Annotated in this window: 13 protein-coding genes; 10 read left to right on the top strand and 3 right to left on the bottom strand. The window is 64.5% G+C overall.

Going from position 1 to position 14,738, the window contains the following annotated elements; genetic code table 11:
- Positions 1-12: 12 nt before the first annotated feature.
- The 3 genes from ppsA (at position 13) to AQ611_RS08360 (ending at position 4,061) form a co-directional block, all read left to right on the top strand.
- The gene (gene ppsA, locus AQ611_RS08350; RefSeq protein WP_059513520.1) at positions 13-2,412 is read left to right on the top strand and encodes a phosphoenolpyruvate synthase; all 2,400 of its coding nucleotides are present in this window, start codon (positions 13-15) and stop codon (positions 2,410-2,412) included.
- A gap of 150 nt (positions 2,413-2,562) precedes the next feature.
- On the top strand, positions 2,563-2,997 hold the full coding sequence (locus tag AQ611_RS08355) for an NfeD family protein (RefSeq protein WP_059513518.1): 435 nt from the start codon (positions 2,563-2,565) through the stop codon (positions 2,995-2,997).
- Positions 2,998-3,080: 83 nt separating this feature from the next.
- The gene (locus AQ611_RS08360; RefSeq protein ID WP_069234211.1) at positions 3,081-4,061 is read left to right on the top strand and encodes an SPFH domain-containing protein; all 981 of its coding nucleotides are present in this window, start codon (positions 3,081-3,083) and stop codon (positions 4,059-4,061) included.
- Between the two features lie 205 nt (positions 4,062-4,266).
- On the opposite strand, the gene smpB is transcribed toward AQ611_RS08360, so the two are convergent.
- On the bottom strand, positions 4,267-4,713 hold the full coding sequence (gene smpB / locus AQ611_RS08365) for an SsrA-binding protein SmpB (protein ID WP_059513515.1): 447 nt from the start codon (positions 4,711-4,713) through the stop codon (positions 4,267-4,269).
- A gap of 95 nt (positions 4,714-4,808) precedes the next feature.
- On the opposite strand from smpB, the gene AQ611_RS08370 reads away from it, so the two are divergent.
- Together AQ611_RS08370 and AQ611_RS08375 are read left to right on the top strand one after the other, a co-directional pair.
- Complete coding sequence (locus AQ611_RS08370) at positions 4,809-5,246, top strand: type II toxin-antitoxin system RatA family toxin (protein WP_059513513.1); 438 nt, start codon at positions 4,809-4,811, stop codon at positions 5,244-5,246.
- A 5-nt stretch (positions 5,247-5,251) separates the two neighbouring features.
- Complete coding sequence (locus AQ611_RS08375) at positions 5,252-5,575, top strand: RnfH family protein (protein ID WP_069235195.1); 324 nt, start codon at positions 5,252-5,254, stop codon at positions 5,573-5,575.
- A gap of 190 nt (positions 5,576-5,765) precedes the next feature.
- Here AQ611_RS08375 and AQ611_RS08380 read toward each other — a convergent pair whose 3' ends face one another.
- Entirely contained in the window at positions 5,766-6,752 is a 987-nt protein-coding gene (locus AQ611_RS08380) for a DMT family transporter (RefSeq protein ID WP_059513511.1), read from the bottom strand.
- Between the two features lie 271 nt (positions 6,753-7,023).
- On the opposite strand from AQ611_RS08380, the gene guaB reads away from it, so the two are divergent.
- From guaB to guaA, 3 genes are all read left to right on the top strand, one after another.
- On the top strand, positions 7,024-8,484 hold the full coding sequence (guaB, locus tag AQ611_RS08385; RefSeq protein ID WP_059513509.1) for an IMP dehydrogenase: 1,461 nt from the start codon (positions 7,024-7,026) through the stop codon (positions 8,482-8,484).
- Between the two features lie 6 nt (positions 8,485-8,490).
- Positions 8,491-9,144, top strand: a complete 654-nt coding sequence (locus AQ611_RS08390; RefSeq protein ID WP_069234212.1) for a hypothetical protein — start codon at positions 8,491-8,493, stop codon at positions 9,142-9,144.
- Between the two features lie 121 nt (positions 9,145-9,265).
- Positions 9,266-10,885 carry a glutamine-hydrolyzing GMP synthase gene (gene guaA, locus AQ611_RS08395; protein ID WP_069234213.1) on the top strand — a complete coding sequence of 540 codons (1,620 nt, stop codon included), beginning with the start codon at positions 9,266-9,268 and terminating at the stop codon, positions 10,883-10,885.
- Positions 10,886-11,220: 335 nt separating this feature from the next.
- On the opposite strand, the gene AQ611_RS08400 is transcribed toward guaA, so the two are convergent.
- Positions 11,221-12,147 (bottom strand): LysR family transcriptional regulator, encoded by a 927-nt coding sequence (locus AQ611_RS08400; RefSeq protein ID WP_069234214.1) that lies wholly within the window; start codon positions 12,145-12,147, stop codon positions 11,221-11,223.
- Between the two features lie 116 nt (positions 12,148-12,263).
- Between AQ611_RS08400 and AQ611_RS08405 the strand changes: the two genes are divergently transcribed.
- Both AQ611_RS08405 and AQ611_RS08410 read left to right on the top strand, forming a co-directional pair.
- Positions 12,264-13,457 carry a serine hydrolase domain-containing protein gene (locus tag AQ611_RS08405; RefSeq protein WP_069234215.1) on the top strand — a complete coding sequence of 398 codons (1,194 nt, stop codon included), beginning with the start codon at positions 12,264-12,266 and terminating at the stop codon, positions 13,455-13,457.
- Positions 13,454-14,626, top strand: coding sequence for an MFS transporter (locus AQ611_RS08410; RefSeq protein ID WP_059513499.1), 1,173 nt, complete (start codon positions 13,454-13,456; stop codon positions 14,624-14,626). Before AQ611_RS08405 ends, AQ611_RS08410 begins: the two co-directional genes overlap by 4 nt.
- Positions 14,627-14,738: the final 112 nt, after the last annotated feature.

Raw genomic sequence — 14,738 nt, forward strand, 5'->3', positions numbered from 1 at the left:
TTAGGGGCTTGTATGACTAACGCAGCAAACGTCGCAAAGGATCAGGCGTATGTAATTCCGTTCGAGCAGTTGCGAATGACCGATGTCGAGATCGTCGGCGGCAAGAATGCGTCGCTTGGCGAGATGATCAGCCAATTGGCCGAGGCAGGCGTGCGCGTGCCCACCGGTTTCGCAACGACGGCGCTCGCGTTTCGCGATTTCCTCAAGCACAACAACCTGACCGAACGCATTGCGCAACGTCTCGAGTCGCTCGATGTCGACGACGTGAAGGCGCTCGCCGAAGCGGGCGCGGAAATTCGCCAATGGATCGTCGATGCGCCGCTGCAGTCGCGTCTCGCAGACGAGATCCGTGCGCATTTCGAAACCCTGAAGAACAGCTCGCCGGGCGAATTGTCGTTTGCCGTGCGCTCGTCCGCGACGGCCGAGGATTTGCCGGACGCATCGTTCGCCGGGCAGCAGGAATCGTATCTGAACGTCGTCGGTATCGAAGACGTGCTCGATCGCATGAAGCACGTGTTCGCGTCGCTCTATAACGACCGCGCGATCTCGTACCGGGTGCACAAGGGCTTCACGCATGCCGAGGTTGCGTTGTCCGCCGGGGTGCAGCGCATGGTGCGCTCGGATGTCGGCGCGGCCGGCGTGATGTTTACGATCGATACCGAGTCCGGCTTCAAGGACGCCGTGTTCATCACGTCGAGCTACGGCCTGGGCGAGACGGTCGTGCAGGGGGCGGTGAACCCGGACGAGTTCTATGTGTTCAAGACCACGCTCGCGCAGGACAAATACCCGATTATTCGCCGCTCGATCGGCTCGAAGCTGATCAAGATGGAGTTTACGCAGCCGGGCGAGCCGGGCCGCGTGAAAACGGTCGACGTGCCGCACGAGCAGCGCAACCGCTACTCGATCACCGACGAAGACGTGATCGAACTCGCGAAGTACGCGGTGATCATCGAGAAGCACTATCAGCGTCCGATGGACATCGAATGGGGCAAGGACGGCCGCGACGGCAAGATCTTCATTCTGCAGGCGCGTCCGGAAACGGTGAAGAGCCAGGCGAGCGGCAAGGCCGAGCAGCGCTTCAAGCTGAAGGGCCAGTCGCAGGTGCTGGCGACGGGCCGCGCGATCGGCCAGAAGATCGGCGCGGGGCCGGTGCGCGTGATTCACGATCCGTCCGAGATGGAGCGCGTGCAGCCGGGCGACGTGCTCGTCGCCGATATGACCGATCCGAACTGGGAGCCGGTGATGAAGCGCGCGTCGGCGATCGTCACGAACCGCGGCGGGCGTACCTGCCATGCGGCGATCATCGCGCGCGAACTCGGCGTGCCGGCCGTCGTCGGTTGCGGAGACGCGACCGACGTGCTGAAGGATGGCGCGCTCGTCACGGTATCGTGCGCGGAAGGCGACGAAGGCAAGATTTACGATGGCCTGCTCGAGACCGAGGTGTCCGAGGTGCAGCGCGGCGAGCTGCCGGCGCTGCCCGTCAAGATCATGATGAACGTCGGCAACCCGCAGCTCGCCTTCGATTTCTCGCAGTTGCCGAACGCGGGCGTGGGCCTTGCGCGCCTCGAGTTCATCATCAACAACAACATCGGCGTGCATCCGAAGGCGATTCTCGAGTATCCGAACGTCGATGCCGATCTGAAAAAGGCGGTCGAGAGCGTCGCGCGCGGCCACGCGTCGCCGCGCGCGTTCTATGTCGACAAGCTGACGGAAGGCATCGCGACGATCGCCGCGGCGTTCTATCCGAAGCCCGTGATCGTGCGCCTGTCCGACTTCAAGTCGAACGAGTACAAGAAGCTGATCGGCGGCTCGCGCTATGAGCCGGACGAGGAAAATCCGATGCTCGGCTTCCGCGGCGCGTCGCGCTACGTCGCCGACGATTTCGCGCAGGCGTTCGAGATGGAATGCTTGGCGCTCAAGCGGGTGCGTGACGACATGGGGCTTGCGAACGTCGAAATCATGGTGCCGTTCGTGCGCACGGTGAAGCAGGCCGAGCGCGTCGTCGAACTGCTCGCGAAGTTCGGCCTGAAGCGGGGCGAAAACGGCCTGCGCCTGATCATGATGTGCGAGGTGCCGTCGAACGCGATTCTGGCCGAAGAGTTTCTGCAGCATTTCGACGGTTTTTCGATCGGCTCGAACGACCTCACGCAGCTCACGCTCGGCCTGGACCGCGACTCCGGCATGGAGCTGCTCGCCGTCGATTTCGACGAGCGCGATCCGGCCGTGAAATTCATGCTGAAGCGGGCAATCAGCACGTGCCGCAAGCTCGGCAAGTATGTCGGCATTTGCGGACAGGGGCCGTCCGATCACCCGGATTTCGCGAAATGGCTCGCCGAAGAAGGTATCGCGTCGATTTCGCTGAACCCGGACACGGTTATCGATACGTGGCAGGCGCTGGCGGCGAAACAGTAACGCGCATACAGCCGAGCGAAATCATCGCGCCGTTTCGGTGGGCGCGATCGGATTTCCGTCGATTTGAAGGCTGTTTGTAAGTTTCATGCTATAAACACCCCGGTAATGTACCGGGGTGTTTTCATATGGGCCGCACTGGCAGGAGGAGCGATGGTGTTCGCGCACGGATGGTGGTGGATCGGTGTGGGCGTGTTCGCCGTTGCTGAATTGCTGACAGGCACGTTCTACCTGCTGATGATCGCGCTCGGCTTTCTCGCTGGCGCCATCGCGCATCTCGCGGGCGCGCCCGTGCAATGGCAGATCGCGGCCGCCGCGTTCGTCGCGCTCGCCGCCGTGTTCGCGCTCAGGCGCTCGGGGCTTGGCCGCCGGCAGCGGCGCGACGCATCCGCGAATCCCGACGTCAATATCGACATCGGCGCGACGCTTGTCGTCGAGCAATGGCGCGATCGGCGCGCGCGCGTCCAGTATCGCGGCGCGCAATGGGACGTGGTGCTCGCCGACGGCGAGCGCGACGACGCGCACCGCTACGAGGTGCGCGCGGTACGCGGCAACTGCCTGGTCGTCGCGGCAAAAGCGCCGGCCTGACGGCGGCGGGCGATTTCCGTCAGGCTCGCCCGCACCGGTTCACATTCCATCCCAATCCTATTCCAGCCAGGAGGACCAATTTCATGGATTCGCTGATTGTCTGGGTGGTGCTGCTCGTCATCGCATTCGTGATCGTGTCGCAGACCGTGAAGATCGTGCCGCAGCAGCATGCATGGGTGCTCGAGCGCTTCGGCCGCTATCACGCGACGCTGTCGCCGGGGTTGAACATCGTGCTGCCGTTCGTCGACCGGATTGCGTACCGGCACGTGCTCAAGGAAATTCCGCTCGATGTGCCGAGCCAGGTTTGCATCACGCGCGACAACACGCAGTTGCAGGTCGACGGCGTGCTGTATTTTCAGGTCACCGATCCGATGAAGGCATCGTATGGCTCGAGCAACTTCGTGCTGGCGATCACGCAGCTCGCGCAGACCACGCTGCGTTCGGTGATCGGCAAGCTCGAACTCGACAAAACGTTCGAGGAGCGCGATTTCATCAATCACAGCATCGTGTCCGCGCTCGACGAGGCGGCGTCGAACTGGGGCGTCAAGGTGCTGCGCTACGAGATCAAAGATTTGACGCCGCCGAAGGAAATCTTGCACGCGATGCAAGCGCAGATCACGGCGGAGCGCGAGAAGCGTGCGCTCGTCGCGGCATCGGAGGGGCGTCGGCAAGAGCAAATCAATCTTGCGTCGGGCGCGCGCGAGGCGGCGATCCAAAAATCCGAGGGCGAGCGGCAGGCGGCGATCAACCAGGCGCAGGGCCAGGCGGCGGCGATTCTGGCCGTGGCCGACGCGAATGCGCAGGCGATTCAGAAAATCGCGCAGGCGCTCCAGGCGCCGGGCGGGATGGACGCGGTGAATCTGAAAGTCGCTGAGCAGTATGTCGGCGCGTTCGGCAATCTCGCGAAGGCGGGCAATGCGCTGATCGTGCCGTCGAATCTGGCGGATCTGAGTTCGGCGATTGCGTCGGCGCTGACGATCGTGAGCCGCGGCGCGCCGGGCGCGCCCGGCGCGGCGGCTGGGACGGTGAAGCCCGGCAGGGGCGGCCCGGATGGCACGGCTTGAGGCGGACGTCGCTGCGCCGCCGGCGCGAGTATGCCTGCGGGATTGGCGTGTGAGCGGCGAGCTGCGGACGGCTTATGCCGGTCGATTAGGCATGGCTGGCGCGGCGTTGCTGGCGGCCGATGCAGCCAGGCAAGCCGGCCTGGCCTGAACGGGCGCCGCCGTCTTCTTCCGGTTTAACCCCACGGCTGCGGCAAAATGCCGCGGTTTAAGCTGCGGAGCGCAGGATGCGCGCCTTCTCGCGCTCCCAGTCGCGCTTCTTCTCGGCCTCGCGCTTATCGTGCAATTTCTTGCCTTTTGCGAGGCCGATCTCGCACTTCACGCGGCCGCCCTTGTAGTGGAAGTTCAGCGGCACGAGCGTGTAGCCGCGCTGCTCGACCTTGCCGATCAGTTTCTTGATCTCGTCGCGGTGCAGCAGCAGCTTGCGGGTGCGCACCGGATCGGGCTTGATGTGCGTCGAGGCTTCGGGCAGCGGGCTGATGTGCGTGCCGATCAGGAAGATTTCCGCGTTCTTCACGACCACGTAGCCTTCCTTGATCTGTCCGCGCCCCGCGCGCAGTGCCTTGACCTCCCACCCTTCGAGCACGAGCCCCGCTTCATAGCGTTCTTCGATGTGGTAATCGAAGAACGCTTTTCTATTGTCGATGATGCTCATGAAGGGAAATGGCCAACTCGTCTAAAATTACGATTCTAGCAAAGCAAGCCGGCATTGGCCCGGCTTGCGCGTTTACCTTAGCGACGCCGCGATTTATGGCAGATGTTCAGAAAACCGTATTGATCCGCCATTCGGTGGAGCAGATGTTCGACCTCGTTACCGATGTCGCCGATTACCCGAACTTCCTGCCGTGGTGCGGCGGCGTCGAGATTCGCCGGAAGGATGAAACGGGGATGGAGGCGCGCATCGATATCAACTTCAAGGGCATCCGTCAGCATTTTGCGACCCGCAATACGCAGCAGCGGCCCACCCGCATCGACATGGAGTTCGCCGACGGCCCGTTTCGCAAGTTCACCGGTTACTGGCGCTTCACACCGCTGCGTGCGGACGCGTGCAAGATCGAGTTCGTGTTGCACTATGAATTTTCGAGCATCATCCTCGAGAAGCTCATCGGCCCGGTGTTTACGCACATCGCGAACACGTTCGTCGATTCGTTCGTGAAGCGCGCCGATCAGCGCTACGGCAAGGGGTGATCCGCATGCCGAAGGTTCAGGTCTGCTATGCGTTGCCCGAGCGGCAAACGCTCGTCACCGTCGATGTGCCCGCCGGAGCGAGTGTGCGCGAAACGATCGAAGCAAGCGGCGTGCTCGCGCGGCACCCGGAAATCGATCTCGCGAAGCTGAAAACGGGCATCTTCGGCAAGCTCGCGCCGCTCGATGCGCCGGTTGCGCAAGGCGATCGCGTCGAGATTTACCGGCCGCTCATCGTCGATCCGAAGCTCGCGCGTCAGCGTCGTGTCGACAGGACGCGGCGGGAAGGCTCGATCGAGGGCCGCAAGTGGCTGCCGAAGGATTCGCGCTGAAGAAGGGATGCCGTTTCCTTCCGGAAATCAGGTTGGTTCGGGCAGCGTGATCCGGATCCGGTGACGCCTCTGCGGGCGCGTGCGGCGACACACGCTGCGCACATGGCCGTCGCGCCCGCCGGCAAAACGTGTGTGGCGCGCGATAGCGGAGCCGCCGCGCGCGGTTTTCCCGCACGGCGGCGCGGCTTGCTCAATGCGCGGACAGATTCGCGTTCAGGCCCGGCTCGTTCGCGCGAGCGCCGCCGTGGCCGTCGCCGTGCCGGCGCACCGCACCATAGACGCCAGCAAGCAGGAGCGCGAGCGCCGCGATTTCGAGCGCGCGCGGCAGCCGGTGATCGTAGACGAAACCGTAGGCGAGCGCGAAGACGGTCTCGAACACGATCAACTGGCCGGACAGCGTAAGCGGCAGCCGCTTCGACGCGGCGTTCCAGAGCCCGTTGCCCAGCCACGACGCGCCAATCGCAAGCCCGAGATTGAGCAGCCAGAACAGCTGCCAGCGCCCGGCGGGCAGCGCTGCCTGCACGGCATCGACGCCGTTTGGCAGTACCGCCACAGCAAGCCAGATCAGTATGCCAATCAGCCCCGTCACGACGCCCCACAGCACCGACCATTCGTTGCCGTTGAAGCGATGGTGACGCTGCAGGTAGCGCGTGTTCGCAACCGCGTACCAGGTCCAGCTTGCAAGCGCGCCGGTCGCGCAAGCGATGCCAGCGAGCTTGTGCGCGAGCGTCGTCGCGTGCGCGGCCTGCGACGTGAAGAGATCGACATTGATGCACGCGATACCCGCGACCACCAGCGCGAGCGGCGCGGCGAGGCGCTTGAGCGGCATCGCGCCGCCGTCGGACAGGCCCGCGAGCGTCACGGTGACGGGCAGCACGCCGACGATCAGCGAACTCGGCGCGATGCCGATCAGATGCACTGAGGCCGACAGCAGCATGTAGTACGCGACGTTGCCGACCAGCGCGAGCTTCGCGAGCGCGGCGATATCGCCGCGCGTGAGCCGCGCAAGCAGCGAGCGTGCGGCGGGCAGCGCGGCCGCGAGCGACACCAGGCCGTACATCGCGTAGCGTCCGGCGCTCAACAGGAGCGGCGAGAAATCGGGCAACAGCCTCGGCACGAGGAACACCGTGCCCCACAAGGCTCCCGCCAATACGCCATAAGCCACGCCGCGCCGCATTCCAAGCTCTCCGAAAAAAGTGACGAGCGCGCATCTTATCCATGCGCGATGCGTGCGTCTTGTTCGATTCTGCATTCGCGGACCGAGGCTCGCCGGCGCGACGTTTGACTCGCGCGCGGACTGCGAAAACGAAACCGGATCGAAAATGACTCGAAGCCGGAATCGAACGCGGCTCGCCGGCACGCGTCGCGAAAACGCTAAGCCGTTGTTCGTGTTGTGAAAATCGGCCGGGCATCGCGTATAATTCGGTTTTGCGCCTATAGGATTTGCCATGCGTCTGATCCAAAAAGCACTCACGTTCGATGACGTGCTCCTCGTCCCGGCGTTCTCCGACGTTCTGCCGCGCGACACCAGCCTCAAGACTCAGCTGACCCGCAACATTTCCCTGAACATGCCGCTCGTGTCCGCCGCGATGGACACGGTCACCGAAGGTCGTCTGGCGATCGCGATGGCGCAGCAAGGCGGCGTCGGCATCGTCCACAAGAATCTGACGCCGCTCGAGCAGGCTCGCGAAGTCGCGAAGGTCAAGCGCTTCGAATCGGGCGTCGTGCGCGATCCGATCACGGTGCCGCCCGGCATGAAGGTGCGCGACGTGATCGCGCTGTCGCGCCAGCACGGCATTTCGGGGTTTCCGGTCGTCGAGGGCACGAAGCTCGTCGGCATCGTGACGAACCGCGACCTGCGTTTCGAAACCCGCCTCGATGAGCCGGTCAAGTCGATCATGACGCCGCGCGAGCGGCTCGTGACGGTCAAGGAGGGCACGCCGCTCGCCGATGCGAAGGCGCTGATGCACAGCCACCGCCTCGAGCGCGTGCTGGTGGTCAACGACGCGTTCGAACTGCGCGGCCTGATGACGGTCAAGGACATCACGAAGCAGACCGAGCACCCGGACGCGTGCAAGGACGAACACGGCAAGCTGCGCGTCGGCGCGGCGGTCGGCGTCGGCCCCGATAATGAAGAGCGCGTCGAACTGCTCGTGCAGGCGGGCGTCGACGTGATCGTCGTCGATACCGCGCATGGTCACAGCAAAGGCGTGCTCGAGCGGGTGCGCTGGGTCAAGCAGAACTTCCCTGGAGTCGAGGTGATCGGCGGCAATATCGCCACCGCGGCGGCCGCGAAGGCGCTCGTCGAATATGGCGCGGACGCGGTGAAGGTCGGCATCGGCCCCGGCTCGATCTGCACGACGCGCATCGTCGCGGGCGTAGGCGTGCCGCAAATCAGCGCGATCGCGAACGTGTCCGATGCGCTGAAGGGCTCGGGCGTGCCGTGCATCGCCGACGGCGGCATCCGCTTCTCGGGCGACGTGTCGAAGGCGCTCGCCGCGGGCGCGAACGCGGTGATGATGGGCAGCATGTTCGCCGGCACCGAGGAGGCGCCGGGCGACGTGTTCCTGTACCAGGGCCGCCAGTATAAGTCGTATCGCGGCATGGGTTCCGTCGGCGCGATGAAGGACGGCGCGGCCGACCGCTACTTCCAGGACAATTCCGCGAATATCGACAAGCTTGTGCCGGAAGGCATCGAGGGCCGCGTCGCGTACAAGGGCTCGGTCAACGCGATCATCTTCCAGTTGATCGGCGGCGTGCGCGCGAGCATGGGCTACTGCGGCTGCAAGACGATTGCCGAGTTGCACGACAAGGCCGAGTTCGTTCAGATCACCGCGGCGGGCATGCGCGAATCGCATGTGCACGACGTGCAGATCACCAAGGAAGCGCCTAACTATCACGTGGACTGATCGCCGATGAAACCGTTGCTGCGCGCTGTTCTCGTCATCGATGCGTTGCTGTTCGCCGCGTTCGGCCTGCTGTTCGTGCTGACGCCGTGGAAAGCGTTGTACGACGCGCTGCAACTGGTCACCGTCGATCCCGCGATGCTCGGGCAGGCGTTTGGCATCGCGCTGCTCGGGCTGGCGTGGCTGTCCGCGCATGCGGCCTTCAATGGCGATTTGACCGCCGGCGTGGCGCGCGCGGTCGGCCATGTCGGTTGGCTGACGGGCGTTGTCATGCTCGTCTGGCTGCTGGCGCTGCGTTCGCCGCAGTTGTCGGCGTTCGGACAGCTCGTATCGGTGATGGCGGGCGTCGTGCTGCTCGCGCTCGGGCTCGGCGGCGTGCGGCTCGCAGCCGCGGTGCGGCGGCGCGAGAAGACGCAGGCGGCCGATGCGCGTGCGGCGCTCAAGCAGCCGGCTGAACCGGCTCCGGTTTCGTCGCGCGTGGGGCGTAGCGAGCCGAGTGTGTTGTCGCGCGAGAGCGCTGCAACCCAGACGCTTTCCGGAGCGCAGACGGCGACACGCGCGGGCGCAGCCGATCCGGCATCGCCGGGCGCGGCGCAGGCCGCCCGCGCGGGTGCCGATGCGAACGGCGACGGCGATGCGGCGCAGCCGCCGTCTCGACCGTGAGCGGGCGGCTTCGGCTAGTCCAGCCTGGCCGCGCGCCGCAGTCCGACTTCGACATTCGTTTTGATGCAGCGCCTCGGGCGCTGCTTTTCATATTTTCTAGTTCTTTTTCCAGTCCGCTGCCATGCACGACAAAATCCTGATTCTCGACTTCGGTTCGCAAGTCACTCAACTGATCGCGCGGCGCGTGCGCGAAGCGCATGTCTACTGTGAAATTCATCCGAATGACGTGTCCGACGAATTCGTGCGCGAGTTCGCGCCGAAGGGCGTGATCCTATCGGGCAGCCATGCGAGCACATATGAGGATCAGCAACTGCGCGCGCCGCAGGCGGTGTGGGAACTGGGCGTACCCGTGCTCGGCATTTGCTACGGCATGCAGACGATGGCGGTGCAATTGGGCGGCAAGGTCGAGTGGAGCGATCATCGCGAATTCGGTTATGCGGAAATGCGCGCGCATGGCCACACGCGCCTGCTCGACGGCATCGAGGATTTCCGCACGGAGCAGGGCCACGGGATGCTGAAGGTGTGGATGAGCCACGGCGACAAGGTCACCGGGATGCCCGAGGGCTTCAAGCTGATGGCATCGACGCCGAGCTGCCCGGTCGCCGGCATGGCCGACGAGGCGCGCGGTTACTACGCGGTGCAATTCCACCCGGAAGTCACGCACACGGTGCAGGGCCGCAAGATACTCGAGCGCTTCGTGCTCGACATCGCAGGCGCGAAGCCCGACTGGATCATGCGCGACCACATCGACGAAGCGGTCGCGCGGATTCGCGAGCAAGTCGGCGATGAGGAAGTGATTCTCGGCTTGTCGGGCGGCGTCGATTCGAGCGTTGCCGCGGCGCTGATTCATCGCGCGATCGGCGATCAGCTTACTTGCGTGTTCGTCGATCACGGCTTGCTGCGCCTGAATGAAGGCAAGATGGTGCTCGATATGTTCGAAGGGCGCTTGCATGCGAAGGTCGTGCACGTCGATGCATCCGAGCAGTTTCTCGGGCATCTCGCGGGCGTCGCCGATCCGGAGCAAAAGCGCAAGATCATCGGCCGCGAGTTCGTCGAGGTGTTCCAGGCCGAGGCGAAGAAGCTGTCCAACGCGAAGTGGCTCGCGCAAGGAACGATCTATCCGGACGTGATCGAATCGGGCGGCGCGAAGACAAAGAAGGCGACCACGATCAAGAGTCATCACAACGTCGGCGGCCTGCCCGAGACGCTCGGCCTCAAGCTGCTCGAGCCGCTGCGCGACCTGTTCAAGGACGAGGTGCGCGAACTCGGCGTTGCGCTCGGCTTGCCGCACGAGATGGTATATCGGCATCCGTTCCCGGGGCCGGGCCTGGGCGTGCGGATTCTCGGGGAGGTCAAGCGCGAGTATGCGGACTTGCTGCGCCGCGCGGACGCGATTTTCATCGAAGAACTGCGCGCGACGAAGGCGACCGAGCAGGATGTCGCCGCGGGTCTGTGCACGCCGGAGCAGGTCGGCAAGAGTTGGTATGACCTGACGAGTCAGGCGTTTGCGGTGTTCTTGCCGGTGAAATCGGTCGGTGTAATGGGCGATGGCCGCACTTACGATTACGTGGCCGCGCTGCGCGCGGTGCAAACCACCGACTTCATGACCGCGCATTGGGCGCATCTGCCGTATGCGTTGCTTGGGCGAGTGTCGAACCGGGTCATCAACGAGGTGCGGGGGATCAATCGCGTTGTCTACGATGTGTCGGGGAAGCCGCCGGCGACGATTGAGTGGGAATGATCCGGCGTCCGGCACCGGCCGGCATCCGTTGGCGGTAAAACGCACCTAGGCCCGCGATTTCGCGGGCTTTTTTGCATTTCTGCCAGGTAATGGCGGATGCCTTCCCGCACCCGCAAGCACGTTTTTCTTGCGGCATGAGCGATGGCATGCCGACCGACACCAAGCTGCGCAACCTCCAGCCGAAGGACAAACTTTACGGGAGGCGCTTTAGACGATTCCGAAAGAGCGGATGAAGCGATGCAATCCGCGCGCGGAGTGCAGCCGCGGCCCGCCGCGAACAGATGCCGCAGCGGTGTGTCGTGGAAAGTCGGGCGAGCACGCAGCCGCTCTATCGGCTAACTTGCGCGCCGGTGTTTTGTCTTCGGCTTGTCCAACGAAGCCGGAAATACCCGGGCGCACAGGAAATCGACAAAGGCCCGAACCTTCGGCGACGCATGCTTGCTGGCGGGCCAGAGCACATGGAATACGCCAGTGCGTTCCACGTAATCGGCCAGCACAGTACGCAGCCGTCCATCCGCCAAAGGTTCCTTGATCGAGAACTCCGGTAGATAGGCGATGCCCAAGCCCAGCAACGCAAAGCACACGCGCGTCTCGATGTTGTTGCAGATCATCGAGGTCGGCAGTACCAGTTCAGGCTCGCCGGCCGCGCGGCGCAGCGCCCATGTCTCCAGCCTGCCGCTGTTGGGAACGCGATAGTGCAGGCAAGTGTGTCCGAGCAAATCCGCGGGTACTTGGGGCGTACCGCGCCGCGCCAGATAATCGGGCGACGCCACCAGCATCGAGCGGAAGGCGCCGAGCCTACGGGCGGACAGGCGCGAGTCAGTCGGATCGCCGGTTCTGACCACGGCATCGAAGCCTTCGTCGATCACATCGACCAGCCGGTCGGTGAAATCCAAATCCAATTCGATTTCAGGGTACTCGCGCATGAATTCGCCGAGCACGGGCAGCACGAGCGAGCTGACCAACGGCAGGCTGACTCGCAGGCGGCCACGTGGCGCTGCGGTGGCTTGCGACAGTTCCAATTCCGCCGCTTCGATTTCGGCGAGGATGCGGCGGCTACGCTCCAGGAACAGCGCGCCTTCGGCCGTCAGCGTGACGCTGCGTGTACTGCGGTGAAACAGGCGTGTGCCCAGTTTCTCCTCCAGCCGCGCGACGCTCTTGCCGACGGCAGACGCCGACACCCCAAGCAGCCGGCCGGCAGCGACGAAACTGCGTGTTTCGGCCACTTGTACGAACACCACGAAGCCGTTGAGGCTGTCCATTTGGCACCTCGATTACGGACATAAATGTCCATTCAAACAGGAACTTTACCCTACTTTTTCTTTAATCGCGGGCCTTTTATCGTGGCGGGAATGTTCATCGATTAAAGAAATTTTCCATGGCAATTCCTGCACTTGCTCTGCGCCCAGGCGTCCCGCCGGCGAATTTGTCGGTCCGAATTCAGGACGCGGTCCAACAAGCACTGGATGAGCGTCGCTTGGTCGGCGCCGTGGTGCTCGTAGCCCGCCACGGCGAATTGATTCATCGCCACGCCGCTGGCTGGGCGGATCGTGAGAACGCATGGGCGATGCCCGTGGATGCGGTCTTTCGCTTGGCGTCGGTGAGCAAGCCGATCGTTTCGGCTGCGGCGCTGGTACTCGTGGCGCGAGGCCGGCTCGATCTCGATGACAGCATCGAGCGCTGGCTGCCCGAGTTCCGGCCGCGGCTGGCCGATGGCCGAGCTGCGCGAATCACGGCCCGGCAACTGCTGAGCCATACAGCCGGGCTGGGCTACCGCTTTTTAGAAGCCCGTGCGGATGGCCCATATGCGCGGGCCGGTGTGTCGGACGGCCTGGATGCGTCCGGCATCAGCTTGGAGGAAAACCTGCGCCGGATCGCCAGTGTCCCGCTGCTGTACGAGCCGGGTACTGCGTGGGGCTATTCGCTGGCAACGGACGTATTGGGTGCGTTGATTGAGCGGGTGCATGGCGAGCCGCTTGATGCGGCGGTGCGCCAACTCGTGACAGGCCCGCTGGGTATGAAGGACACCGGCTTTGCCGTGCCCGATGCGCGGCGCGTGGCGGCCGCCTATGTGAATGGCGCGCCGCAGCCGCATCGTCTGGCGGAGGGGGAGACCGTTTCTCCGTTCGACGGCGCAGTCGGCATCCGCTATAGCCCTGCGCGCATTTTCGACCCGCGCGCGTTTCCTTCGGGGGGCGCGGGCATGGCTGGAACCGCTGACGATTTCTTGCGGCTGCTGGAAGCGTTGCGTCAAGGCTCCGGTGTGCTCCTGCCCGACGAGCTGATCGCGGAGATGGCGCGAGATCAGACCGGCGGCCGGGAACTGCCTGATGCGCCGGGCTTCGGTTTCGGACTGGGGTTCTCGGTGCTGCGCGACCAGACGTTGGCCGATTCGCCTGAATCGGAGGGCACTTGGCGCTGGGGCGGCGCCTACGGCCATTCGTGGTTCGTGGATCAGGCGCAGGGGCTCAGTGTCGTCGCGCTCACCAACACGCTGTACGAAGGCATGTCGGGGCGCTTCGTCATTGAACTGCGCGATGCGGTTTATGGCGCGTTGGGGACAGTGCGATGACCGCGTCACAGCAAGCCCGTTTTCCGCTCGCATCGCTGCTGGTCCTGGCGTTGGCCGGTTTCGTCACGATCCTGACCGAAGCGTTGCCTGCGGGCCTGCTGCCCCAGATCAGCGCCGGCCTGGGGATTTCCGACGCGCTGGCCGGGCAGGTCGTGACGCTCTATGCCATCGGCTCGCTGCTGGCGGCGATTCCGCTGACCGTCGCGACGCAGCGCGCGCGGCGGCGCCCGCTGCTGCTGGCGGCTATTGCGGGCTTCGTCGTCGCCAATACCGTCACGGCGTTTTCCGGCAGCTATGCCGTGACGATGGTGGCGCGCTTTGTGGCGGGTGTGTCGGCTGGGCTGCTTTGGGCGCTGCTGGCTGGCTATGCCGCGCGCATGGTGCCCGAGCACCAGAAGGGCCGGGCCATCGCCGTGGCGATGGTGGGCACGCCATTGGCCCTGTCGCTGGGCGTGCCGGCAGGGACCTTTCTCGGCAAGCTGGTGGGCTGGCGAGTGTGTTTCGGCATTATGAGCGGGCTGGCGCTGCTGCTCATGGCGGGCGTGCGCGCCAAGGTGCCGGACTTCGCGGGGCAGGCGGCGGGCAAGCGGCTGTCGCTGAGCCACGTATTCACCGTGGCCGGCGTGCGCCCGGTGCTGTTTGTGGTGTTGGCCTTCGTGCTGGCGCACAACATTCTCTATACCTACATTGCGCCGTTTCTCGCGAAGGCAGGCATGGCAGAACGGACGGACTTAGTGCTGCTGGTGTTTGGTGTCACGTCGCTGCTGGGTATCTGGATCATCGGCGTGCTGATCGACCGCCATCTGCGTGCGCTGACGCTCGCCAGCACGGTCTTGTTCGGCTTGGCTGCGTTGGCGCTCGGCGTGGCGGGCAATGCGCCTGTCGTGGTGTACGCGGCGGTGGCCGCTTGGGGGTTGGCCTTTGGCGGCACGGCGACGCTATTTCAGACCGCCATCGCGATCACGGCCGGGGAGGGGGCGGATGTGGCGCAGTCGATGCTGGTCACGACCTGGAATCTGGCGATCGCGGCAGGCGGCAGCATCGGCGGCGTGCTGCTGGATCGTCTCGGCGTTGCCGCGTTTTCTCCGGCACTGCTTGTACTGCTGGCCGCAACCCTGGTCGTCGTGTGGGCCGCCAAGCATCACGGCTTTCCGGCAGCGAGGCAGTGAGACGCGTAATCCGGCAGATATGCCGCGCCGGTTCGGACAGTGGAGAGAGCGGGTATTGGCGGCTGCGGCAAGCGGTAGCAAGAACAGCGCCTTTTTTTGCATTGCGGTCCAA

The organism is Burkholderia singularis (assembly GCF_001718875.1).
Taxonomy (GTDB): domain Bacteria; phylum Pseudomonadota; class Gammaproteobacteria; order Burkholderiales; family Burkholderiaceae; genus Burkholderia; species Burkholderia singularis.